Source organism: Nocardia sp. NPDC058480 (assembly GCF_042720495.1).
Classification (GTDB): Bacteria; Actinomycetota; Actinomycetes; order Mycobacteriales; family Mycobacteriaceae; genus Nocardia.
The window spans coordinates 14,055-36,738 of sequence record NZ_JBHXMN010000010.1 but is presented as its reverse complement, the minus strand read 5'-3'; the positions used below and the strand labels follow the sequence as shown (position 1 = coordinate 36,738).

Genomic DNA, 22,684 nt, shown 5'->3' with positions numbered 1-22,684 from the left:
CCGGTGTGGAGGCCGTGCGATCATGAGTGCACCCGAGAAGGGTTCGCCCGCGATCGCCCGCACCCGCGCCGGCCGCCAGTCGCGCATCATCGAGTTGCTGACCTCCCACTCGGTCCGCAGCCAGACCGAACTCGCCGCGCTGCTGTCGGCCGAGGGCATCGAAACCACCCAGGCCACCCTGTCGCGTGACCTCGACGAACTCGGCGCGGTGAAGCTGCGGGCAGCCGACGGCGGCGCGGGTGTCTACATCGTCCCCGAGGACGGCAGCCCCGTCCGCGGTGTCACCGGTGGCACCGGCCGCCTGTCCAAACTCCTCGGTGACCTGCTCGTCTCCACCGACGCCAGCGGCAATCTCGCCGTCCTGCGCACCCCACCCGGCGCCGCCCACTTCCTGGCCAGCGCCCTCGACCGCGCCGCCCTGCCCTACATCGTCGGCACCATCGCCGGCGACGACACCATCGCCGTCATCGCCCGCGAGCCACTCACCGGCGCCGAACTGGCCGCGAAAATCGAAGACCTGGCCTGAGCCGACCACGGTTGGCTTGCCGTGCCGTTGCTCAACCATGCAGGCTTATGCGCCGCGCTGGGCGCGCAGGCCGGTGAGGCCACGACGGTGAGGAGTGGGGCGGCGGCAGGCGGCGTCGCCTTTACCCTTCCGCGGCATCCGCTCGCCCCGATGGCCGTGCTCGACTCGCACCGATATGCCACAGCACGGCGTAGATCACCCAGGCGCAAGCAGTCGCCTGGGCGGCACCGACGATCGTGTGGCGAACCAGGTCGTAGGTGCTGACTCGCGTGACCGGATCGTCGACAGCGAGCCCCGCGCCGATCGTGGCCGCCGCGAGGAGAACGGCGATGACGGCCCACCGCCACCGCATCGAAGCGGCGGCGGTGCGGCGGGTTCGGCGCACCAAGAGATAGGCGAGAGCCGCCGTTCCGGCGAGAGAGCAGACGTAACCGAGGACGTTATAGGTCTTGTGTGGCTCGACGACCGTCGTCCGCAAGACATCCCAGTGCTGGACAGCGAAACCCGTTGTCTGAGTGAAGGAATCCCAGAGTACGTGTGTCGCGGCGCCGACGAGAACGGCGGTAACGGTCCGCGCCACGCCGCGCCACGCCCGTCCGGAACCAGCCGGGACGGATAGCGACAAGGGCAGCAGCGCACCGGCAGGGCCTTCGGAGAAGCGGAATGCCGACAGCACCACGAGACCGACCAGCAGGTCCCACCACAGGATCCCGATGACCGAGTGGGTCGTGGAGCCGGACAGCGACACCGGCAGGTAGTAGACGACATCCGGGGCGACAGACCCGGCGACGAGGGCGGCAAGGGGAAGGTGCCTGGCAAAGGGCAGCACCGCAATCGGGTGGGCGAACGTGATCGGCACTCAGCCACCGTAATCGGTTGCGGTACTGCGCTACTCGGCCCTCGAACGCGGTGGGGCGCTGGTCGTTGGCGCCGGACCGGTCGAGCTGTCAGCTCTGCGACAGGCGCTGCCAGGTCCAATCGACGCGGATATCGAGGGGTGAGTCGGGCGTGACCAGCCGGGGTTCGGTGTTGAGGCCGTCGGGTGGGCCGGACTGGGCCTCTACGGACAGTGATTGCTCCGGCAGCGTCCAGATGACGACGTCGTGTACCGGGCTGGTGATGGTGAACTCGAGGAACCCGGGCCAGGTGAGGCGGGCGAGAACGCCGTTGGGCATGGCGAAGCAGTCGTCCCATGGTGGTGGCGTCGGCGCGATCTCGCGGCCGGTGGGCAGGTAGTCGTCGCCGCGTTCGTACTGCCATGCCGGGGCGAAATCGAGGCGCACCGGCCCGGTCGCGGGCGGGACTTCGCGCAGGAACCACGGATGCCAGCCGCCCTGGGCGGGGAAGACTTCGTGGTCGGTGGCGATGCGCATCGCCAGGGTGAGGCCGATGTCGGTGAGGGTGAACGTCTGGGTGACGGTGCCCGCGAACGGCCACGGGTCATCGAGACGGTGACTGATCGTCGCCGCGGTCGGCGAAGTCGCGATTACGTCCCACGCCCCGTCGCGCGCGGTGCCGTGGATGCTGTGCGGGGGATTGTTGATCGGCATCCGATACGCCTGGTCGCCGACGGTCAGTTCGCCGTTGCCGAGCCGACCAGCCCACGGCGCCATGACGAAACAGCCTGTTCCCGGGTCTTGCCGGAGCAGTTCGGTGCCGTCGACGGTGAGGCTGTGGATCGCGCCGCCGTCACCCGGGGCGATCGTGAGACCCGCGGAGCCCGCATCGAGCCGCACATCGTCGGTCATGATTCGCACCCTAGCTGCGCGGCTCCGCTATCGGCGGCAACTCGCACCGAAAGCTGGGGCGAGGGTGCGGCTCTCAGTTGAACGGGTACTGTCCGCCGCCCGCGCCGCCACCCTGGTTGTTCGGCGTGGCGATGTCGATGATGTTCTGGACCAGTTCGACGACGGCCCGGCCGACATCGAGAACACCGTTGCCGAGAGTCGAGAATTCCTGCGCGATGTAGTGGAGCATCTTGTTCGTCCTCACGTGTGGCGAGCCGAATAGTGCTCTCCCAGCGTGCCACACGCGGGCGATCAGGAGTTGAGGAAGTTCAGGATCAGCAGCGTCAACGGGGCGGTGATCTCGAAGGTCGTCTGCAAGACGTACAGCCCGAGACCGGCGATGGCGGCATAGTTGTCGGAGAGATACTGCAGGGCGTCGTCCACGGTGTGCTCCTCTGATCGAAATGGGTCAGGCGAAGAATCCCTGGAGCAGGGGAGTGCCCAGCTCGATGACGACCTTGGCCACGGTCAAACTCAAGTTTCCGAGGCCGATGACCACCGTTCCGATCAGGTCGTAGTTGGCCTCGGCGAAATCACGTAGCGACTGCATGATGGCTCCTCTCGGTCCCGACCCATAGCTATCTGCTGTGACCAACGTCTCACAGCCGAGGGTACTCGCCAAGGGTTGCGACGGTGTCGTCGCAGGTAATCGGCTATTTCGGCGTTGCGGGACCGATGCGGCACCCCCCAGTTATGAATGAGATTGCATCATCATGCATAATCATTTGTAGCAACGGCGTGAGCCGAACCGGCGGCCGGAGCATCCATACTGCTCAGGGCAGCCCTTTACGTACCAGACTTCGAGGAGCACAACAGACATGTCCGATCGCGTCGTACTCGCCTACTCCGGTGGGCTTGACACCTCCGTCGCCATCAGCTGGATCGCGAAGGAGACCGGTTCCGAGGTGGTGGCCGTGGCCATCGACCTGGGCCAGGGCGGCGAGGACATGAGCGCGATCCGACAGCGCGCACTGGACTGCGGCGCCGTGGAGGCCATCGTGGTCGACGCGCGCGACGAGTTCGCCGACGAGTACTGCCTGCCCACCATCCAGGCCAACGCCATGTACATGGGCCAGTACCCGCTCGTCTCGGCCATCAGCCGTCCGCTGATCGTCAAGCACCTCGTCGAGGCCGCGAAGTTCCACAACGCCACCACCGTCTCGCACGGCTGCACCGGCAAGGGCAACGACCAGGTCCGCTTCGAGGTCGGCATCGGCGCGCTCGCGCCCGACCTCGAGGTCATCGCCCCGGTTCGCGACTACGCCTGGACCCGCGAGAAGGCCATCGCCTTCGCCGAGCAGAACAGCCTGCCGATCAACGTCACCAAGAAGTCGCCGTTCTCCATCGACCAGAACGTGTGGGGTCGCGCTGTCGAGACCGGGTTCCTCGAGGACCTGTGGAACGCGCCGACCAAGGACGTCTACGACTACACCGCCGACGCGACGGTGAATTTCGAGGCGCCCGACGAGGTCATCATCACCTTCGAGAAGGGTGTGCCGGTCGCCATCGACGGCCGCCCGGTCTCGGTGCTGCAGGCCATCGAGGAGATGAACCAGCGCGCGGGTCGTCAGGGTGTCGGCCGTCTCGACATGGTCGAGGACCGGCTCGTCGGCATCAAGAGCCGCGAGATCTACGAGGCACCGGGCGCCATCGCGCTGATCACCGCGCACCAGGCTCTCGAAGCCGTCACCGTCGAGCGTGAACTGGCCCGCTACAAGCGCCAGGTCGAGCAGCGCTGGGGCGAGCTGGCCTACGACGGCCTGTGGTTCTCCCCGCTCAAGCGCGCGCTCGACGCCTTCATCTCCGACACCCAGCAGACCGTGACCGGCGAGATCCGGATGGTGCTGCACGGTGGGTCCGCGGTCGTCAACGGCCGTCGTTCCGAGCAGTCGCTCTACGACTTCAACCTGGCCACCTACGACGAGGGCGACACCTTCGACCAGTCCCTGGCCAAGGGCTTCGTCCAGATCCACGGCCTGTCCTCGAAGGTCGCCGCCCGCCGCGACCTGAATCAGAAATAATACGGGGAGAACCGCCCTCGTAGTCTCGATACCGGCCGGTCCCCACGGATCGGCCGGTGTCGTCATCATCCATGCCCGCCATCCCGACCGGAGGAGACATCGACTATGACCCACAGTGGAACCAACGAAGGTGCGCTCTGGGGTGGGCGATTCGCTTCTGGTCCGGCCGAGGCGATGGCGGCATTGAGCAAGTCGACCCACTTCGACTGGGTGCTGGCGCCCTATGACATTCGCGCCTCCAAGGCGCACGCCCGGGTGCTGCACAAAGCCGGGCTGCTCGCCGACGATGATCTGCCCGCCATGCTCGCCGGTCTGGACGCGCTCGCCGCCGACGTCGCCTCGGGCGCCTACGGCCCGGCCGATTCCGACGAGGATGTACACGGTGCGCTCGAGCGTGGGCTGATCGAGCGGGTCGGCACCGAGCTCGGTGGTCGGCTGCGGGCCGGTCGCTCGCGCAACGACCAGGTGGCGACCCTGTTCCGGATGTGGCTGCGCGACGGTGTGCGTCGCGTCGCCGCCGGTGTGCTCGACGTGGTCGACGCCCTGGTCGCGCAGGCCGCCGCACACCCCGACGCCGTGATGCCGGGCAAGACCCACCTGCAAGCCGCGCAGCCGGTGCTCCTCTCTCATCACCTGCTCGCCCACGCGCATCCGCTACTGCGCGATCTGGAACGCCTGCGCGACTTCGACAAACGCGCCGCCATCTCGCCGTACGGTTCGGGCGCGCTGGCCGGTTCCTCGCTGGGTCTGGACCCCGAGCAGATCGCCACGGAGCTGAATTTCACTGCTTCCGCGGCCAATTCGATCGACGCCACCTCCTCCCGTGACTTCGCCGCCGAGGCGGCATTCGTGCTGGCCATGATCGGTGTCGATCTGAGCCGGATGGCCGAAGAGGTCATCATCTGGAGCACACCGGAATTCGGCTACGTCACCCTCGCTGACGCCTGGTCGACCGGTTCGTCGATCATGCCGCAGAAGAAGAACCCCGATGTCTCGGAGCTGACCCGCGGCAAGGCGGGCCGCCTGATCGGCAACCTGACCGGTCTGCTGGCAACGCTGAAAGCCCAACCGCTGGCCTACAACCGGGACCTCCAGGAGGACAAGGAGCCCCTGTTCGACTCGGTCGCTCAGCTGGAACTGCTCCTCCCCGCCATCGCGGGATTGGTCGGCACTCTCACCTTCCACACCGACCGAATGGCCGAATTGGCCCCTGCCGGTTTCACTCTCGCCACCGACATCGCCGAATGGATGGTGCGCCAAGGTGTTCCGTTCCGCGTCGCCCACGAAGCGGCCGGTGCGTGTGTGCGGGTAGCCGAGTCGCGTGGAGTCGGCCTCGACGAACTGACCGACGCCGAATTCGCCGCCGTCGATCCGGCACTGACTGCCGGTGTGCGCGAAGTGCTCACGGTGCAGGGCTCCATCGCCTCGCGCAGCGCACGCGGCGGTACCGCCGGTGCGCGGGTGGCCGAGCAGCTCGACGAGGTTCGCAAGACCGCCGACGACGCACGCGCCTGGCTGCGCTGACCGGCAGGTGGTGACTTCACCCACCACCTGCTTGCCAAGTGGTTGCCGGTGTGACAGCTTGGCAGTGAGCCCGAACGGGGCTCCCGGACGAGGGTAGCCGTACCCGGAGTGCGACAAGACGGCCACAGGAGGCTCGTCATGTCGTGGATTCTGCTCATTATCTCCGGTGTACTGGAAGCGGTGTGGGCCACCGCGCTGGGCCGGACCGAAGGGTTCACCCGACTCGTTCCGACCGTGGTGTTCGGCGTAGCCCTGGCCGCCAGCATGACCGGACTCGCGCTGGCCATGCGCGATCTTCCCGTCGGCACCGCGTATGCGGTCTGGGTTGGCATCGGCGCCGTGCTGACCGTCGTCTATGCCATGGTCACCGGCGCGGAGGCGTTCTCGGTTGTGAAGGCCGTGTTCCTGGTGATGATCGTTGCCGGTGTGGTCGGGCTGAAAATGGCGCACTGAACTCGGTGAGGCGCACGGGTTTCTAGAGCTCGGCGTGTACGCGGAAACCCGAGTCACGCAGTGCTTCCAGGACGTCGTCGCGGTGCGCGGAGCCGCGGGTTTCCACGGTGAGCGACACCTCGACCTCGTCGACAGCCAACCACGGACCCGTCCGTGAGTGCACGACATCCACCACGCTCGCGCCCGCGCGCCCGACCACGGCGAGCAGTGCGGACAGCGCGCCCGGCCGGTCATCGATCGTGACGTGCATGGCCAGGTAGCGGCCCGCGGCGCTGAGACCGTGGCCGATCACGCGAGTGAGCAACAGCGGGTCGATATTTCCGCCCGACAAGATGGTCACCACCGGGCCGGGCGGGTCCTCGAGAGCGGAGGTGAGCAAGGCGGCGACGCCCGCCGCACCCGCGGGTTCGACGACGAGTTTGGCCCGTTCGAGGCAGAGCAACAGTGCTCTCGACAGGGCGTCCTCGTCGACGGTGACGATCTCGGACACCAGCTCGGCGACGTGGGCGAAAGGCACCGCACCGGGTAGCCCGACCGCGATACCGTCGGCCATCGTCGACATTCGCGGCACCCGGACCGGCCTGCCCGCCACCAGCGAATCCGGCCACGCCGCCGCCTCGGCCGCCTGCACGCCGATCACCCGGACATTCGGCGCCAACGCGTGCAATGCCACCGCGACACCCGCGAGCAGCCCACCACCACCGGTCGGCACGACCACCGTGCCCACCTCGGGAACCTGCTCGAGGATTTCCAGCGCGACCGTCGCCTGACCGGCGACGATATCGGGATGGTCGAAGGGATGGATCAGGGTCGCGCCGGTCCGATCGGCGAATTCCTGTGCGGCGACCAAGGATTCGTCGATTGTGTCACCCACCAGATGCACGTCGGCACCGTAGGCGCGGGTAGCGACCAGCTTCGGTAGCGAGGCCCCGACCGGCATGAACACCGTCGAGGCGATCCCGAGTTCGCTCGCCGCCCACGCCACTCCTTGCGCATGATTGCCCGCGCTGGCCGCCACCACACCCCGCGCCCGATCCGCCGCGGGCAGATTCGCGATCCGGTTATAGGCCCCGCGCGGCTTGAACGACCCGGTCCGCTGCAAGTTCTCGCATTTGAGTAGCACCCGCGTGCCCGCCCGCTCCGACAACACCCGCGACCCCACGATCGGCGTCCGCCGGATCACCGGCGCCAGCAGTCGCGCGGCTTCCTCGATCCGCTCCAGTCCCACGGTCTCCATCGGCCACATAGTGCCAGGTTCGGCATCGTGAGTCGGGTATCCAGGTGTTGCGTCCATATTGTGCAGTGATCAACCGCCCAGCCAGTGGCTCAGGGGAGTCGCGACGATGTGGCGATGTTGTGGGCGATGGTGCCGAGGCGGGTGAGGCGGGCATCGCCCAGCGGGGTGAGTTTGCCGCCGAGGCGGTTGGTGACGAAGGCGAGGGAGAGGCCGGTTTCGGGATCGGCGAAGGCGCCGGAGCCGCCGAGGCCGAAGTGGCCGAAGGCGGAGATCGGGTCGGCCTTGGAGGGTTTCATCGGGACGCCGTGGAAGCCCATGGCCCAGGGGATGCGGAATGCCAGGACGTAGTCGGGAGTGAAGACCTGACGGGTGGCGAACCGGGGGATCGAGTCGGGGGAGAGGATGCGGGTGCCGTCGAGTTCACCGCCGTTGGCGAGGGCGGCGTAGACGCGGGCCAAGGCGCGGGCGGAGAAGACGCCGTTCACGCCGGGCATCACCGAATCATGGACGCGCGCATCGACTATCAGGTCAGCGAACCCGCGCGGGGTGGTTTCCGCCGCGGCGGCGAAACGGGTGCGGGTCAGCAGATCGGAGCCGGTGTCCCAGTCCATGCCCGCGGCGCGCAGCCGCGGGAAGGTGGTGGCGATGCGGTGGCGCTGGTCGTGCGGTACGCGGAACCAGAGTTCCTCGGCGCCAAGGGGTTCGGCGAGCTCGGTGCGCACGACATCGACGAACTCACGACCCGTGACCCGCGCGACGATCTCGGCGGCCAGGTGCCCGTAGCTGATTCCGTGATAGCCGCTGGTGAGCTGGCGCCGTGGGTCGGGAGTAGCCGCGGCCAGGGCGGCGGTGACGGCGTTGTCGTCGAGGAAACTCTCGATCGGGCCCGGCAGCAGACCGCGCAGCCGGTGCAGGCCGGCCCGGTGGGTGAGCACATCACGCACGGTGATGTCAGCCTTGCCCGCTGCGGCGAACTCGGGCCAGTACTCGGCGACGGGGCTGTTGTAATCGAGCTGCCCACGATCGGCCAACTGGTGAATCACCGTGGAAGCCACGCCTTTTCCGGTGGAGAAACCCAATGCCACCGAATCGGCTGTCCACGGCACACCCGGACTCGCGTAGCCCGCCCACACGTCAACCACCGGCTCGCCGTGCAGATACACACACAGCGCGCCACCGCCGTGCGAGGGCTTGCGGAACAGATGGTCGAAGACACTGACCAAACGGACGAAACGGCGATCCACCGACTGCGCTGTCGAAACTCCCATCCTCCGAGCATGCCATCACGCACTAGGGACCGGTCGGTACGGTGATCGTTTCCCAACTGTCACATCGAACAGCCCGCGCGCAATACACGGTCCATAGCATGTTCGCATGCCCCCGAGACGACGATCGGCGCTGCTGGCAAGGCTTGTGGTCGATGAGCCAGGCCGACCGCAGGTCATTCTCGGCGAACTGCGCCGGGTGATCCTCGACGGTGCCGTACCGCCGTGCACCGTGATCCCGCTGCGCGAAGTCGCCGAGTTGTTCGGGGTGAGTCACATCCCGGTCCGCGAGGCGCTCAAGACGCTGATCGGGGAGGGGCTGGTCACCCACCGCCCGCAGCGCGGCTATCAGGTGGCCCAGCTCACCGCCCGTGAACTGCGCGAAATGTACATCGTGCGTGACACTTTGGAGACGGCATCACTTGCCGCCGCCGCGCTGCACGCCGATGAGCCCGAACGCGCACACCTGCTCGCGGTGAACGAGCTACTCGAACGCGCCATCCTCGACGACGATCCCGCGGCCTACCAGCGACAGTCGCGCAGCTTCCATGTGGCGCTCACGAGGCCGTCGCGGATGTTCCGGCTGCTGCACATGCTCGAAGCCGCGTGGAATGTCACCGAACCGGTGCAGTCGATGGTCCACATCGACCGGCTCGACCGCGAGCGCCTGCACATCGACCACATCGCCATGCTCGACGCGTTCCTCGCACGCGATATCGACCGCCTGCTCGTCGCCGCCGACGAGCACCACCGCAGGCTGGAAACGGTGGTAGCGACCCTGCCGACCGACACCGGACTGCTCGCGCCGGAAGATATATCTTCGGTGCAATAGGCGTGAAATTCCCGGGAAACCGCAGGGCAACCGCTGATACTTACCGTCAGTTCAGCAGATGTACCTTTTCGGACGGGAACGATCATGACCGACACCATTACGTCCTCGGCGATTCCCGCCGGTGAACCACCCACCTATGATCCGCGGCTGACGAACGAGGACCTGGCGCCGCTCCGCAAGCAGAGTTGGGGCACCTACAATATCTTCGCGTTCTGGATGTCGGATGTGCACAGCGTCGGCGGATATGTCACGGCGGGAAGTCTTTTCGCACTCGGCCTGGCCAGCTGGCAGGTGCTCGCCGCGTTGCTCATCGGCATCACCATCGTGTATTTCTTCTGCAATCTGGTGGCGAAACCGAGTCAGATGACCGGTGTGCCCTATCCGGTGATCTGCCGCAGCGCGTTCGGCGTGCTCGGGGCGAACATCCCCGCGATCATCCGCGGGTTGATCGCGGTGGCCTGGTACGGAATTCAGACGTTCCTCGCGTCGGCGGCATTGGATGTCGTTCTGGTGAAACTGTTTCCGGGGTTGGCACCCTACGCGATCACTGCTGATTACGGTTTCCTCGGACTGTCGGCGCTCGGCTGGGGCAGCTTCCTGCTGCTGTGGGTGCTGCAGGCGTGCGTGTTCTGGCGCGGCATGGAATCGATCCGCAAGTTCATCGACTTCTGCGGCCCCGCTGTGTATGTCGTGATGTTCCTGCTCTGCGGATACCTCATCGCGAAGGCCGGTTGGAGTGCCATCGACCTGAACCTCGGCGATGTGAGATACACCGGCTGGGCGTCGGTGCCGGTCATGCTCGGCGCGATCGCGCTCGTGGTGTCGTATTTCTCGGGGCCGATGCTCAACTTCGGCGACTTCTCCCGATACGGCAAGAGTTTCGCCGCGGTGAAGAAAGGGAATTTCCTCGGGCTCCCGGTGAATTTCCTGGTCTTCTCGGTGCTGGTCGTGGTCACCGCCTCGCTGACATTGCCGGTGTACGGCGAGCTCATCACCGATCCGGTCGCCACCGTCGCCAAGATCGACTCTACTTTCGCGATCGTGCTCGGTGCGCTCACCTTCACCATCGCCACCATCGGTATCAATATCGTCGCCAACTTCATCTCGCCGGCTTTCGATTTCTCGAATGTGAGTCCACAGCGGATCAGCTGGCGGGCGGGCGGCATGATCGCGGCGGTCGGTTCGGTGCTGATCACGCCATGGAATCTGTACAACAATCCCGATGTGATCCACTACACCCTCGAGGTGCTCGGCGCCTTCATCGGACCGTTGTTCGGGGTGCTGATCTGTGATTACTACCTGGTGCGCAAGCAGCAGGTATTCGTCGACGATCTGTTCACGATGTCGGAACAGGGGACCTACTACTACACGAAGGGCTATCACCCGGCCGCGATCATCGCGACCGCCGTCGCCGCCGTGATCGCGGTGTTCCCGGTGCTGGCCAACAGCCTGCCCGGCATGCACACCGCCGCCCAGTACAGCTGGTTCATCGGCTGCGGCATCGGCTTCGTTGTCTACTATCTGCTGACCGGCGCCAGGCGCGCGGCCGCTGCCGAGGAGGTCGGTGTCTGATGCGCATCCGGGTCGTCAACCCGAACACCACGCGGGCGATGACCGACACGATCGAGCAGTGCGCACTGGCCGTCGCAGGCCGGGGCACACTGCTCGACGCGGTTACCTCCGAGATCGGGCCCGCCTCCATCGAGAGCCACTACGACGAGGCGATGAGCGTGCCGGGCCTGCTCGCCGCGATCCGGCAGGGCGAGGTCGACGGCGTGGACGGGTATGTCATCGCCTGCTTCGGTGATCCGGGATTGGACGCGGCACGGGAACTGGCCTCGGGGCCGGTGATCGGGATCGCCGAGGCGGCCATGCACACCGCGAGTCATCTCGGTCGCGGATTCAGTGTCGTCACGACGCTCGGACGCACCATCGGGCGGGCCGCCGATCTGGCGGAACACTATGGGATGCAACGGTTCTGCCGGGGGATCCACGCGTGTGAGATACCGGTACTCGCGCTCGATACCGACCCGGACGCGCGCAAGATCGTCACCGAGGCCTGCCGGGCGGCCATCGCGCAGGACGAGTCCGACGCTGTGGTGCTCGGGTGCGCGGGAATGGCCGATCTGTGCGCGCACATTCGCGACGAGATCGGGGTGCCGGTGATCGACGGTGTCGCGGCGGCGACGTTGACCGTGCAGTCGCTGCTGACTATGGGGTTGCGCAAGTCGGGTAGGGGAGAGTTCGCGACACCGCCGCCGAAGATCTATGCGGGTCTGCTGGAATCCTTCGGCTCGTGAATGCTGTTCAGACGCCGGCGGTCTCGATGCTCAGTGCGTTGAGCACTGCCTCGAGATCGCCGACGTCGACGACCAGGCGGGTGAAGTCGGGCCCGTCCAGGTCGATCCGAACCGCGCTGCCGCCGAAGGTGGTGTCCCAGAACTCTTTGCGGCCCTTGCCGCGATAGACCCCCGCGGCGATCACGCCGGGGATGAAGGTGCCGGGAGCGCGGACCCACGGGGGCCGCAGGTCCACCTCGGCGGTGGCGATCTCGGTGATCGCCGCACGGTCGATCACGACCTGCTGGCGCAGGGCGAGTAGGCGATGCCCACCGAGCACATTGACCGTCACCGTGTCGTCGTTGATCTCGACCTCGACCATCACATACCTCACTCGCCGTCGCGGGGACCGTTCGAAGTCCAGCTTCGCCGGGTGGCCTGTTCGCGGACTGTGGTGAGCCTGTGATTTCGCCAAGGAACTAAGAAACATCGACAGATGTAGATATGCGCATCTATCCGGTCTTTGACCAGGGAAGGCCCGAATGCAAGAGATCGCAGGGACGGCCCGGTCAGGGCTGGTGGGCCTGACCGGCGATCTCGAGCACCTGGGCGAGCCATGGCGTGAACTTGCCGGGGTTCTCCGCCATATCGGCACGCACGGCCTGTGGAGGGAGCCACGCCCAGTGGGCGATCTCCGCCGGGTCCGGCCGTGGCGGCAGGTCGCCGACGACACCGATCAAGACGTGGTCGTATTCGTATTCGATGCGTCCGGTCGTCTCGTCGCCGGCGCGGTAGGTGAACACACCGACCTCGGTGAGCTCGGCCGCCATCCCGAACTCCTCACGCAACCGGATCGCGGCGGCCTCGGTCACCGCCTGACCGGGCGCCGGATGCCCACAGCAGGTGTTGGCCCACTGCAGCGGGAACCTGGTCTTCACCGCGGCGCGCTGCTGGAGCAGGACGTGCCCGTCCCGGTCGAACAGCAGCACGGAGAAGGCGCGGTGGAGCGTGCCCGGTGGCCGATGAGCATCGGCCACCGAGCACGCTCCGATCGCTACACCTGATTCGTCGACCAACTCGACAGGCAGGGCTTCACGGTCGGTCGACGGGTCGGCGAGCTGTTCGGTCACCTGGCCACCTTATCGGCGACGATCATCAGGTACTGGAAGCTCCCCTCGCGGTAGGCGGTGAGAAAGGGCTGCTCGACGCCGGTGGCGAGCTCGGAATGGGTGCGCAGATCCCAGTACGGGATGGTGTCGGGGGTGAGGTCGACAACCGTGGTCGGTACAAGGCCGCTGTCGGACAGGGCGCGGAAGTACTCGCTACGCGGGTGGATCATGCAGCCGTAGTGCGCGTCGATCCAGCTGACCGAGGCGGACCGGCCACCGGTGACATCGTTGGAACAGCCGGTGATGCACACGTAGCGGCCGCCTGGTTCGAGCACGCGAGCGAATTCGTCGAAGAGATCGAAAAGGTCGACGTACATGGTGGTTTCGTTGGTCCAGATGGCGCGGGCCGACTCGTCGGCGAAGCCGGTATCGAGCATATTGCGGAAGTGGAACCCGACCCGCTCGGTCACCCCGCGGGTCTTGGCCTGATCGTTGGCGAAGCCGACCTGGTACTCGGAGATGCTCACCCCGTCGACGTGGCAGCCGAACCGGTCGGCGGCCATGAAGCTGGTGCCGCCGCGCCCGGATCCACCGTCGATCAGGCGGTCGTCGGGGGTGATGCCGCCGAGGTTGTCTAGCAGATAGTCGGCCTGCGCGGTTTCGAGGCGGTGCAGTTCGCGCACGATCCGTTCCTGGCGGGTCTGTTCGGGGCCCTCGATCACCGACCAGTCGGGTTCGCCGATGCCGTAGTGGTGGTGGTAGAGGCCGTCGACCTTGCCCAGTTCGGTGTTGACCCGGTCGTCGTTGGGATTGTTGTTCCAGTACGCCGCGACCGAACGCTGGTAGGTGGTGCGCAGGACCGTGCGGTCGGGGGTGTTGACGATGGTCATCTGTCGTCCTCTCCTGGGGTGGTGTCGTGGTAGCGGCGGCTGCCCGCGTGCCAGGCGCGGTTGCCACCCATCCAGGCCCACAGGCCGGCCAGGAAGCGGCGCAGCTGGGGTGAGCCCGAGGCGGCGAGCGGGGCCGCCTCCCGTTCGAAGCGGTGCATCAATTCGTCGTGGATCTGGGCTGTTCGCTGCACGGCCTCGGCCCGGCTGCAGCCCTCCTCGGCGGCCAGGACCGTCGGCAGGTTGAATTCCCTGCCACCCGAAAGGTCCTCGCGCGCCATCGAATACAGGTCGTTCACCATCTGGGCGGCCAGCGCGGCGGTGGTGACCACCCGTCGGACCGCGGGGTCGGCGTAGTCGGCGGCGCTGAGTTCATAGCCGCCGACCGCGTCGATGGGTGCCATGCACGGCAGGAAACTATGTGGCTGCCGATTGGTCAGATACTCCCAGACCGGTGGCATCCGGTTCGCCGTGCGCCAGCCCGCCTCGGCACCGAGTGCGATGAACCATCCCGCGATCTCGGTGCGTAACCGGGCGAGCTGGGCCGGGCTCGCGTACCCCGCCAGGTGCGCGAACGAGGTGCGGAACGCGCGCAGGATCGGGTCGGCCTGCATGGCCTGTTCGAGCCTGGGTGCGTAGCGGACGGGTAGATGGGCTGGATCCATTGCGGCGGCGGCCAATTCGAGCCGTGGCCCGAGTTCGGCGGCGGCGCTGGACGGGGTGCCGTCGGGTGCGGTGTCGCCAGGGGCGTCCTCCTCGCAGTAGTAGTCGTCGACCGACCATTCCGCCACCGCGCAGCGCGCGGCGCCGAGCAGCAGGTCTGGGTCGTCGCAATCGGGATGGGCGAGCATGATCAGGCGTCCGAAATCGGCCTTGCCGAGCTCGTCGAGGCGTCCTTCGTAGAGCCCGATCTCGGCAGCCCAGGCGAGCAGACCCGTATTGACGGCCTCAGCCAATGCCGGGTCGTCACGCTCGGGAGGTGGGCAGTAGAGCGTCGGAATGGTTTGTGGTCCACCGGAATTCGATGATCCGGCAGGGGAGTGCTGCGTCGGGAACAATCGCAGGCCGGCAGTGCCCAGCCCGGTCGGGCCGAGTAGACGACGTGGCGTGATGGTGTCGACCCGGTGCGGCGCGTGGGTGGCGGCCTCGGACGGTGAGAGTGAAGCCCGTTGGGTGAGCGGTGATTTCGGGGCGCTGGGTCGGGGTATCGACAGCAGTGACGAGGTTTGCCGGGGGAGTGGCGCGGCGCCCGCGAATAGGTCGGCCGGGGCGGTGGCACCGTGTAACAGGGCCGCCACCGCGACCGCCAGATCGCCGGCTGCGATCGGGGCACCGGCCCTGGTGAGGATAGACACGGCCCGCGCCGATCAGTCGGCTCGGCGCGCGACGAGCACGTCGTCGAGCACGCCGAGCGCATCGGGAACGAGCACAGCTGCGGAGTAATAGCAGCTCACCAGGTACGACATGATCGACTGGTCGTCGATCTGCTTGAACCGGACGTTGAGGCTCGGCTCGTATTCGTCGGGAATGCCCGTCTGATGCAGACCTACGACGCCCTGATCCTTCTCACCGATGCGCATCGCCATGATCGATGTGGTCTGGGTATCGCTGACCGGGATCTTGCCGCACGGCAGCAACGGCACCCCGCGCCAAGCGGGCACCCGGTGCCCCTGGAACTCCACGGGATCGGGATACAGGCCGCGGCGGGTACATTCGCGACCGAACGCGGCGATCGCTTTCGGGTGTGCGAGAAGGAATTTGGTGCCGCGCCGCATGCTGAGCAGCTCGTCCATGTCGTCGGGAGTCGGCGCTCCGGATTCGGTGGTGATGCGCTGTTTGAGATCGCAGTTGTGCAGCAGACCGAACTCCGGGTTGTTCACCAGGTCGTGCTCGCGCCGCTCATAGAGTGCTTCGACGGTGAGTCGCAACTGTTGGTCGACCTGGTTCATCGGATCGTTGAACAGATCGGCGACGCGAGTGTGGATCCGCAGCACGCTCTGGGCCAGGCTGAGTTCGTATTCGCGGGGGCTGGCGTCGTAGTCGACGAAGGTGCCCTCGAGCAGGGGTTCGCCAGAGTGACCGGACGAGATCTCGATATCGGCTTCGCCCTTGGAGTTCTTGATCCGGCTCGACAGCTGGGCCGCTTCGGCGCGGATCTGAGCCAATTCCGGGTTCAGCTCGAGGAATTGCTCGAACTGCTGTCGAGGCAGGCAGAGAATGGTGGTTTTGGTCACGGTCTTCACCGTGTCCGGCCAGATCGCCGAGGGATCGGTGAGCATTTCCTCGCCGTAATAGTCGCCGCCGGACAGCATGCCGAGTTTGGTGGACTCGCCGTACTCACCGGAGCCGAGCCGGGCGAGTTTCCCGTGGACGACGAGGATCACCTGATCCATCGGATTGCCGAATTCGGCGACGACTGTTCCCGGATCGAGGTCGTATTGCACGAAGTTCTCCGCCAGCGGCCGCAACAGCTGATCGTCGTCGATATCACGCAGCGGCGGAAGTTCCCGCAGTTCCTGGGGAATCACCCTGGCCCGGGATCCGTCGACGACGAATTCGACTTCCCCGTTGCCGACGGTATGGGTGAGCCTGCGGTTGACCCGGTAGATACCGCCCGCGACCTGCACCCATGGCAGTGCGCGCGACAACCAGCGCGAGCTGATGCCCTGCATCTGCGGTTCGGACTTGGTGGTATGTGTGAGCTTCTGCGCGGCCGTGGTACTCAGGCTCTTGCGCACGGAATTGTCTGTGGGCAGCGGCATTTCGATGGTCATGGCATTGGTCCTCACCTCGGGACGGAAATTTGCACGGCCGATCGACCTGTGCGGCGCGACGGTGCGCGACAGGCTTAAGGGGTGGGTAACAGTGCGAAGCGAATGGTCCTGCGCGAAATAGATGGTCCAGCGCGGAGAAGTCTGGCATGTGAAACGGTGTTGCACGAAACCTGATGTGTGTCAGTACGTTCCGGACGTCAACGATGGTAGGTGGTCGAAGTGGCCGCGCGTCGGGAATTCGGGAAAACATGGTGATGACCGGGAGATCCGTTGTGCGGGAGGCGATTGCGGACAGCGAGATGTCCGGGGATAGCCTGCCGATCGACGTCGTGAACAGGCCGTGGTCGTTATGGTCGAATGCCGCCGTCGGTTCACCGTGTCGGCGATTCTGCTCAGCCCGCGCGTGGTGCGGCGGGCCTTCGAGCCCGAGCCCGGCGGAACGAGCCTGTTCGGCTTCTTCCTCGGCGCGATGTGACCCGAATCGCCGCAACATGCGGCCTGTCACAGCCGACACATAATGGAGGTCCGGTGTGGTTAGCTCATATGAGCACATCGGGGTGTGTGAGGTGTGTCACTTTAAGCAGGTAGGGCCAGGTGGGAACGGTGGATATCAGTCCAAAAGGTGTGGTCGGTTCGGTGCAGCGGTTGCTGGCTACCGCGCAGAACGGGCTGGAGGTGATCCGCTTCGGCGGGTTGTCACACGATGTCGAGTCCTCGCCCTTCGAGGTCGTCGAGCGTCGACGCATGTATCGATTGCGGCACTATTTCCCCGACGATACGACGCCCGGCCGTCCGGTGGCGCTGCTCGTGCCGCCGTTGATGGTGAACGCCGACATCTGGGACGTCAATGCGGCAGGCGGCGCGGTCGGCATCCTGCACGCCAGCGGAATCGACTGCTGGGTCATCGATTTCGGCTCGCCCGCGACGGAGGAGGGCGGCTGGGAACGCGACCTGGCCGACCACGTGCTCGCGGTGAACTCCGCCATCGACACCGTCTGTGAGGCCACCGGCGCGCAGCTGCACTTGATGGGGTACTCCCAGGGCGGCATGTTCGCCTACCAGACCACCGCCTACCGCTACGGCAAGGGCGTGGCCTCGATCGTCACCTTCGGCAGTCCCGTCGACATCGTCAACGGTATGCCGTTCGGCCTGCCCTACGGTCTGGTCTCCGAGGTCGCCGACTTCCTGGCCGACCATGTGATGCACCGGCTGCCGATCACCGAGTCGATGGTGCGCATCGGCTTCCAAATGCTCGACCCGGTGAAGACGGCCAAGTCGCGGATCGACTTCCTTCGGCAGCTGCACGACCGGGAAGCGTTGCTGCCCAAGGAACGTCAGCGCCGCTTCCTCAACAGCGATGGCTGGGTGGGGTATTCGGGCCCGGCGGTGGCCGATCTGCTCAAGCAGTTCGTCGCCCACAACCGGATGATGCTCGGCGGCTTCGTGATTCGTGATCACCCGGTATCGCTCGCGGAGCTGAAGTGCCCGATCCTGGCGTTCGTCGGCGAGGTCGACGACATCGGTCAGCCCGCCGCGGTGCGTGGCATCGTGCGGGCCGCCCCCAACGCCGAGGTGTACGAAGCCAGTTTGGTGGCAGGGCATTTCGGGCTCGTCGCCGGTTCGACAGCCACCAACCACACCTGGCCGATGGTGTGCGACTGGATCGCGTGGATGGACGGCAACGGCACCCTGCCCGAGCAGATCGTGCCCATGCAGGAACACGTCGCGAGCAACGCGCCGCGCACCGCCGCCACCCGGATGGTGCACACCGCCGCCGGTCTGGCCGAGGCGGGCGCGGGCGTCGGCAAAGCACTGGAAGGTATCGCGGGCAACACGATTCGCGGTTCGCTCGAAATGGCGGGGGAGGCCGCGCGGGCGCTGCCCCGGCTGACGCGGCTCGGGATGATCCAGCCGCACACCCGCATCTCGCTCGGCAAACTGCTCAGCGAGCACGCGAGCCGTGCGCCGCAGAAGGACCTGGTCCTCTTCGACGACCGGGTGCACACCAATGCCGCCGTCGAGGCGCGCGTCGACAACGTGGTGCGCGGCCTGATCTCCGTCGGGATCCGGCCCGCGATGCGCGTCGGCATCATGATGGAGACGCGTCCGAGCGCGCTGGCCTCGGTCGCCGCGCTCTCCCGCATCGGTGCCGTCGCGGTGCTGCTCGCACCGGGTGCCGAACTCGACCGGGCCATCGAGCTGACCGGCGTGCAGACGTTGATCACCGACCCGGAGAACCTGCGCACCGCCGCGGCGACCGCCGCCAGGGTGCTCGTGCTCGGCGGCGGCGACAGTCGTTCGCTCGCGGTGGCGACCAGCGACCGGGTGATCGACCTCGAGCAGATCGACCCGGTGAAGGTCAGGGTGCCCGCCTGGTACCGGCCGAACCCAGGTCTGGCGCGCGAACTCGCGTTCGTGCTCGTGCTCGGCTCCGGCGACCGCCTGGAGGCGAAGTACATCACCAACCATCGCTGGGCGCTGTCGGCGTTCGGCACCGCGAGCGCGGCCGATCTCGACCGGCGCGACACCGTGTACTGCCTTGCACCACTGCATCATTCGTCAGGGCTGCTGGTGAGCCTCGGTGGGGCGATCGCCGGTGGCAGCCGGATCGCGCTGGCCAGGCCGATGGGCATGGACCCGGGCCGCTTCGCCGAAGAGGTGCACCGCTACGGCGTCACCGTCGTCACCTACACCTGGACGATGCTGCGCGATCTGCTCGACGCCCAGGTCTTCCCGGCCGGCCATAACCACCCGATCCGGCTGTTCATCGGATCCGGTATGCCCGCTGGACTCTGGCGGCGCACGGTCGAACAGTTCGTCCCGGCCAGTGTGCTGGAGTTCTACGCCTCGATCGACGGTGATGTGGTGCTGGCGAATGTCACCGGCGCGAAGATCGGCTCGAAGGGCAGGCCGGTGCCCGGCACCGCGCGGGTGGAACTGGTCGCCTACGACCCGGTCAGCGAGCAGATCCTCGTCGGCGACGACGGATTCGCGCGCCGCTGCGCCGACAACGAACCCGGCCTGCTGCTCGGCAAGGCCGTCGACGGTGGTGACATCTCCGACGGTGGACTGCGCGGTGTATTCCAGGCCGGTGACGCCTGGTGGCCGACGGAGAACCTGTTCCGGCGCGACAGCGACGGTGACTACTGGCTGGTCGACCGTCGCGACACGGTGATCCACACCGCGCGCGGGCCGGTGTTCACCCAGCCGATCGTGGACGTGCTCAATGACATCACGCCGGTCGACATGGAGGTCGCGTTCGGGCTGAAGACCTCGGCGGGCACGATCGCGGCGGCAGCGCTGAGCGTGCGCCACGGTTTCCGGATCGAACCGGGCGATGTCACCGAGGCGATGCGCGGGCTGGAGCACGGTCAGCGCCCCGATCTGGTCTACGTCGTCGACGAGATCCCCCGCAGTTCCAGCTTCCGCCCCTCGGCGTCGGCAGTGCAGGCCGCCGGTCTGCCCAAGGCCGGACCGGGCACCTGGATCTACAACCGGGAAACCGAGGTCTACGAAGCGCTCACCGACGCCGCGGCGGCAACACTGTTCGGCGGAAGCTGACCCGTCGGCCGCGGCAGGCACAGCCTCGCCACGGCCCTGGCGATCTCACGACGAAGGCCGCCCGGCAGAAACCGGGCGGCCTTCGTGTGTGAGTATCCAGAACGCAGCGATCCTCGATCGGCAGCGCGACAGCGACCGCTACACCTGGTATTCGGTGACCGCGTCGATGACGCGGTCCAGCTGACCCGCACTGAGCAACGGCCACAGCGGCAGACGCACGATCGTCGCCGAGAAATTCGCCGAGCGCGTGCACGGCACCGGGGTGCGGCCGTACTTGAGGCCCGCTGGGCTCGAATCCAGCGGAATGTAGTGGAACGGCGCGACGATGCCGTGTTCGGCGAGATGGGCGATGATGCCGTCGCGGCTGTCCTCGGTGGGCATGCGCAAAAAGAACAGGTGCGCGGTGTGGCCCGCGTCGGCGGGCACCGTCATCGGGCGCACGTCGTTTCGCCTCGCCCAGTCGGGCAGCGCGGCCGCGTAGGTGTTCCACACCCGGTGGCGGTTGGCCTGGATGGTGTCGAACTCGGCCAGCTGGGCGTCGAGCACGGCGGCGTTGAGTTCGCTGGGCAGGTAGCTCGAACCGATGTCCTGCCAGGAGTACTTGTCGACCTGACCGCGCAGGAAGCGAGCGCGGTCGGTGCCCTTCTCCCGCATGATCTCGGCGCGACCCATCAGGATCTCGTCCGACAGCAACAGCGCGCCACCCTCACCGCAGTGCACGTTCTTGGTGTCGTGGAAACTCTGCGTGCCGAGGGTGCCGATCGTGCCGAGCTGCCTGCCACGCCAGGTGCCACCGAGGCCGTGCGCGTTGTCCTCGATGATCGCCACACCGTGCGCAGCAGCCAGCGCGAGCAGCGGTTCCATGTCGGCGGCGACACCGCCGTAGTGCATCACCACGATGGCCTTGGTGCGGTCGGTGATCGCGGCGGCCGCGGCGGCGGGGTCGATATTGCCGGTGGCCTCGTCGATGTCGACGAACACACAGGTGGACCCGCGCAATGCCATCGAGGTGGCCGCGGAGGTGAAGGCGAAACTGGGGACGATCACCTCGTCATCGGGGCCCAGCTCGAGCAGCAGCGCGCCCAATTCGAGTGCGTGCGTGCACGACGTGGTGAGCAGCGCGTGCTCGGCGCCGGTGATGGCTTTGATCTTCGCGGTCGCCGACTTGGTGAATTGACCGTCGCCATGACTGTGATCGGAATCGAGCACGGTCATCAGATTGGGGCGTTCAGCGGCGGCGCGGAACGGCCTGCTGAAGATGATGCGGTCGCTCACTCGCGGTGGCCCTTCTCCGTCGCGGCTGCCGGTACCGCGGCGTCGACTAGATGGTTCACGGCCGGCGCATGCATCGTATCCGGGCGCGGTGTGGGGGTCTGCACGGTCAGGTAGAGCGGCTTGCCGACCAGGATGTGCAGCGCGACACCGAGATACTCGGCGATCAGTCCGAGCGAGAACAGCATCGCGCCCGAGCACAGCAGCATCACGACGATGATCGACGCCCAGCCCTCGGGATCGTGATTGTCCTGCGTGAGGGCCTGCACGATGACCACCGCGGCCATGATCACCCCGGCCAGCGCCAGCGTGATGCCGAGCATGCTCACCAGCCGCAGGCCACGAGTGCCGCTGCACAGCACCATCTTCCAGAACAGCGAGAACAGCCGGCGATAGTTGTAGCCGGACTCCTCACGGCCCTCGGCGCGCAGCACCACCGGCACCGACACCGTATTGCCGACGACCCAGGTGAGTGCCACGTCGAGGTACACACCGTTGGCCGCGACCTCGGCGAGCTGGCGGCCGATGTCACCGCGGATCAGCCGGAAGCTCTCGAAGCGTGTCGAATCGGGGAACGCGAACACCGTCGCGAGGACGACTTTGGCGCCGCGCGAGGTGAGATTGCGCAGGAAGCCGTGCGGGCGGGTGTTGGACGGTTTCGAATAGACCAGGTCAGCGCGCGAGGCCAGCGCCGCGTCGAGGAAGTCGGCGATGAACGCGGGGTCGTGCTGACCGTCTTCGTCCATCGTGACGATCCAGTCGCCCTGCGCCGCCGCCATACCGGCGATCGTCGCCGCGTCCTGACCGAAATTGCGGCTCAACCAGACCGCGCGCACCTGCGGGAAGGAGCCCTCGAGTTCCTGGAGGACGACATCGGAGCGGTCGGGACCGTTGTCGTGAACGAGGATGACCTCCTCGACGGCGAACCGGGCGCCCGCTGCCGTCGTGCTCGGGCCAGTGAGCCGGTCCAACTCGGCGACCAGCGCGGCGATCGTGTCCTCACCCCGATACACCGGAACGACCACCGACACCGAGTGCACCGGACTCGACCCGTTGCGATCGGGCGCGCCCGCACGCACCACAGCGCCGGGCCTGGACAAGGGTGCGGACGGAATCGGCATCGCGGACACTTTCGGTGTTTCGGAGGAATTGACCCA

General features: G+C 66.8%; 23 protein-coding genes and 1 riboswitch. Of the genes, 9 read left to right on the top strand and 14 right to left on the bottom strand.

Annotation, left to right across the window (positions count from 1 at the left end; translation table 11 throughout):
• Nucleotides 1–22: 22 nt before the first annotated feature.
• A complete protein-coding gene (locus ACFWO8_RS22435; RefSeq protein ID WP_056824335.1) occupies nt 23–526 on the top strand; it encodes an arginine repressor in 504 nt (167 codons plus the stop codon).
• A gap of 121 nt (nt 527–647) precedes the next feature.
• Here the strand turns inward: ACFWO8_RS22435 and ACFWO8_RS22430 are convergent, their stop codons facing one another.
• The 5 genes from ACFWO8_RS22430 to ACFWO8_RS22410 form a co-directional block, all read right to left on the bottom strand.
• Nucleotides 648–1,385, bottom strand: coding sequence for a DUF4184 family protein (locus ACFWO8_RS22430; RefSeq protein ID WP_378955487.1), 738 nt, complete (start codon nt 1,383–1,385; stop codon nt 648–650).
• Between the two features lie 88 nt (nt 1,386–1,473).
• Nucleotides 1,474–2,274, bottom strand: coding sequence for an aldose 1-epimerase (locus tag ACFWO8_RS22425; protein ID WP_378955477.1), 801 nt, complete (start codon nt 2,272–2,274; stop codon nt 1,474–1,476).
• Between the two features lie 73 nt (nt 2,275–2,347).
• Nucleotides 2,348–2,503 (bottom strand): hypothetical protein, encoded by a 156-nt coding sequence (locus tag ACFWO8_RS22420; RefSeq protein ID WP_378917529.1) that lies wholly within the window; start codon nt 2,501–2,503, stop codon nt 2,348–2,350.
• A gap of 62 nt (nt 2,504–2,565) precedes the next feature.
• Entirely contained in the window at nt 2,566–2,697 is a 132-nt protein-coding gene (locus ACFWO8_RS22415; RefSeq protein ID WP_378955464.1) for a hypothetical protein, read from the bottom strand.
• A gap of 25 nt (nt 2,698–2,722) precedes the next feature.
• The gene (locus tag ACFWO8_RS22410) at nt 2,723–2,863 is read right to left on the bottom strand and encodes a hypothetical protein (protein WP_378955457.1); all 141 of its coding nucleotides are present in this window, start codon (nt 2,861–2,863) and stop codon (nt 2,723–2,725) included.
• A 268-nt stretch (nt 2,864–3,131) separates the two neighbouring features.
• Here ACFWO8_RS22410 and ACFWO8_RS22405 point away from each other — a divergent pair, with 268 nt between their 5' ends.
• The 3 genes from ACFWO8_RS22405 to ACFWO8_RS22395 all read left to right on the top strand — a co-directional run bounded on the left by ACFWO8_RS22405 (nt 3,132) and on the right by ACFWO8_RS22395 (nt 6,311).
• Nucleotides 3,132–4,334 carry an argininosuccinate synthase gene (locus ACFWO8_RS22405; protein WP_378955446.1) on the top strand — a complete coding sequence of 401 codons (1,203 nt, stop codon included), beginning with the start codon at nt 3,132–3,134 and terminating at the stop codon, nt 4,332–4,334.
• Between the two features lie 105 nt (nt 4,335–4,439).
• Nucleotides 4,440–5,858, top strand: a complete 1,419-nt coding sequence (gene argH, locus ACFWO8_RS22400) for an argininosuccinate lyase (RefSeq protein WP_378955432.1) — start codon at nt 4,440–4,442, stop codon at nt 5,856–5,858.
• A gap of 63 nt (nt 5,859–5,921) precedes the next feature.
• Nucleotides 5,922–5,986: riboswitch (guanidine-III (ykkC-III) riboswitch) on the top strand.
• A 10-nt stretch (nt 5,987–5,996) separates the two neighbouring features.
• Nucleotides 5,997–6,311 (top strand): DMT family transporter, encoded by a 315-nt coding sequence (locus ACFWO8_RS22395; protein WP_378955418.1) that lies wholly within the window; start codon nt 5,997–5,999, stop codon nt 6,309–6,311.
• 22 nt (nt 6,312–6,333) lie between these two features.
• On the opposite strand, the gene ilvA is transcribed toward ACFWO8_RS22395, so the two are convergent.
• The gene (gene ilvA, locus ACFWO8_RS22390) at nt 6,334–7,557 is read right to left on the bottom strand and encodes a threonine ammonia-lyase (protein ID WP_378955407.1); all 1,224 of its coding nucleotides are present in this window, start codon (nt 7,555–7,557) and stop codon (nt 6,334–6,336) included.
• A gap of 80 nt (nt 7,558–7,637) precedes the next feature.
• Nucleotides 7,638–8,816: a serine hydrolase domain-containing protein gene (locus tag ACFWO8_RS22385; RefSeq protein WP_378955387.1), complete on the bottom strand. Its 1,179-nt coding sequence runs from the start codon at nt 8,814–8,816 to the stop codon at nt 7,638–7,640.
• A 106-nt stretch (nt 8,817–8,922) separates the two neighbouring features.
• On the opposite strand from ACFWO8_RS22385, the gene ACFWO8_RS22380 reads away from it, so the two are divergent.
• From ACFWO8_RS22380 to ACFWO8_RS22370, 3 genes are all read left to right on the top strand, one after another.
• Complete coding sequence (locus ACFWO8_RS22380) at nt 8,923–9,645, top strand: GntR family transcriptional regulator (RefSeq protein ID WP_378955379.1); 723 nt, start codon at nt 8,923–8,925, stop codon at nt 9,643–9,645.
• A gap of 84 nt (nt 9,646–9,729) precedes the next feature.
• The gene (locus ACFWO8_RS22375; protein ID WP_378955360.1) at nt 9,730–11,217 is read left to right on the top strand and encodes an NCS1 family nucleobase:cation symporter-1; all 1,488 of its coding nucleotides are present in this window, start codon (nt 9,730–9,732) and stop codon (nt 11,215–11,217) included.
• A complete protein-coding gene (locus ACFWO8_RS22370) occupies nt 11,217–11,945 on the top strand; it encodes an aspartate/glutamate racemase family protein (protein ID WP_378955353.1) in 729 nt (242 codons plus the stop codon). Before ACFWO8_RS22375 ends, ACFWO8_RS22370 begins: the two co-directional genes overlap by 1 nt.
• Before the next feature lie 7 nt (nt 11,946–11,952).
• Here the strand turns inward: ACFWO8_RS22370 and ACFWO8_RS22365 are convergent, their stop codons facing one another.
• The 5 genes from ACFWO8_RS22365 to ACFWO8_RS22345 form a co-directional block, all read right to left on the bottom strand.
• Nucleotides 11,953–12,306, bottom strand: coding sequence for a hypothetical protein (locus tag ACFWO8_RS22365; RefSeq protein ID WP_378955346.1), 354 nt, complete (start codon nt 12,304–12,306; stop codon nt 11,953–11,955).
• A gap of 187 nt (nt 12,307–12,493) precedes the next feature.
• A complete protein-coding gene (gene idi, locus ACFWO8_RS22360; protein ID WP_378955342.1) occupies nt 12,494–13,054 on the bottom strand; it encodes an isopentenyl-diphosphate Delta-isomerase in 561 nt (186 codons plus the stop codon).
• Nucleotides 13,051–13,923, bottom strand: coding sequence for a geranyl diphosphate 2-C-methyltransferase (locus ACFWO8_RS22355; protein ID WP_378955326.1), 873 nt, complete (start codon nt 13,921–13,923; stop codon nt 13,051–13,053). The genes idi and ACFWO8_RS22355 overlap by 4 nt, the downstream gene beginning before the upstream one ends.
• Nucleotides 13,920–15,275 carry a family 2 encapsulin nanocompartment cargo protein terpene cyclase gene (locus tag ACFWO8_RS22350; protein ID WP_378955287.1) on the bottom strand — a complete coding sequence of 452 codons (1,356 nt, stop codon included), beginning with the start codon at nt 15,273–15,275 and terminating at the stop codon, nt 13,920–13,922. The genes ACFWO8_RS22355 and ACFWO8_RS22350 overlap by 4 nt, the downstream gene beginning before the upstream one ends.
• 12 nt (nt 15,276–15,287) lie before the next feature.
• Nucleotides 15,288–16,859, bottom strand: coding sequence for a family 2B encapsulin nanocompartment shell protein (locus ACFWO8_RS22345; protein ID WP_378955254.1), 1,572 nt, complete (start codon nt 16,857–16,859; stop codon nt 15,288–15,290).
• Between the two features lie 175 nt (nt 16,860–17,034).
• On the opposite strand from ACFWO8_RS22345, the gene ACFWO8_RS22340 reads away from it, so the two are divergent.
• Nucleotides 17,035–17,169 (top strand): hypothetical protein, encoded by a 135-nt coding sequence (locus tag ACFWO8_RS22340; RefSeq protein ID WP_378955227.1) that lies wholly within the window; start codon nt 17,035–17,037, stop codon nt 17,167–17,169.
• A gap of 128 nt (nt 17,170–17,297) precedes the next feature.
• Nucleotides 17,298–20,255 (top strand): AMP-binding protein, encoded by a 2,958-nt coding sequence (locus ACFWO8_RS22335; RefSeq protein WP_378955212.1) that lies wholly within the window; start codon nt 17,298–17,300, stop codon nt 20,253–20,255.
• A 138-nt stretch (nt 20,256–20,393) separates the two neighbouring features.
• On the opposite strand, the gene rffA is transcribed toward ACFWO8_RS22335, so the two are convergent.
• On the bottom strand, nt 20,394–21,530 hold the full coding sequence (gene rffA, locus ACFWO8_RS22330; RefSeq protein WP_378955199.1) for a dTDP-4-amino-4,6-dideoxygalactose transaminase: 1,137 nt from the start codon (nt 21,528–21,530) through the stop codon (nt 20,394–20,396).
• Entirely contained in the window at nt 21,527–22,567 is a 1,041-nt protein-coding gene (locus ACFWO8_RS22325; RefSeq protein WP_378957510.1) for a glycosyltransferase, read from the bottom strand. Before ACFWO8_RS22325 ends, rffA begins: the two co-directional genes overlap by 4 nt.
• Between the last annotated feature and the right edge of the window lie 117 nt (nt 22,568–22,684).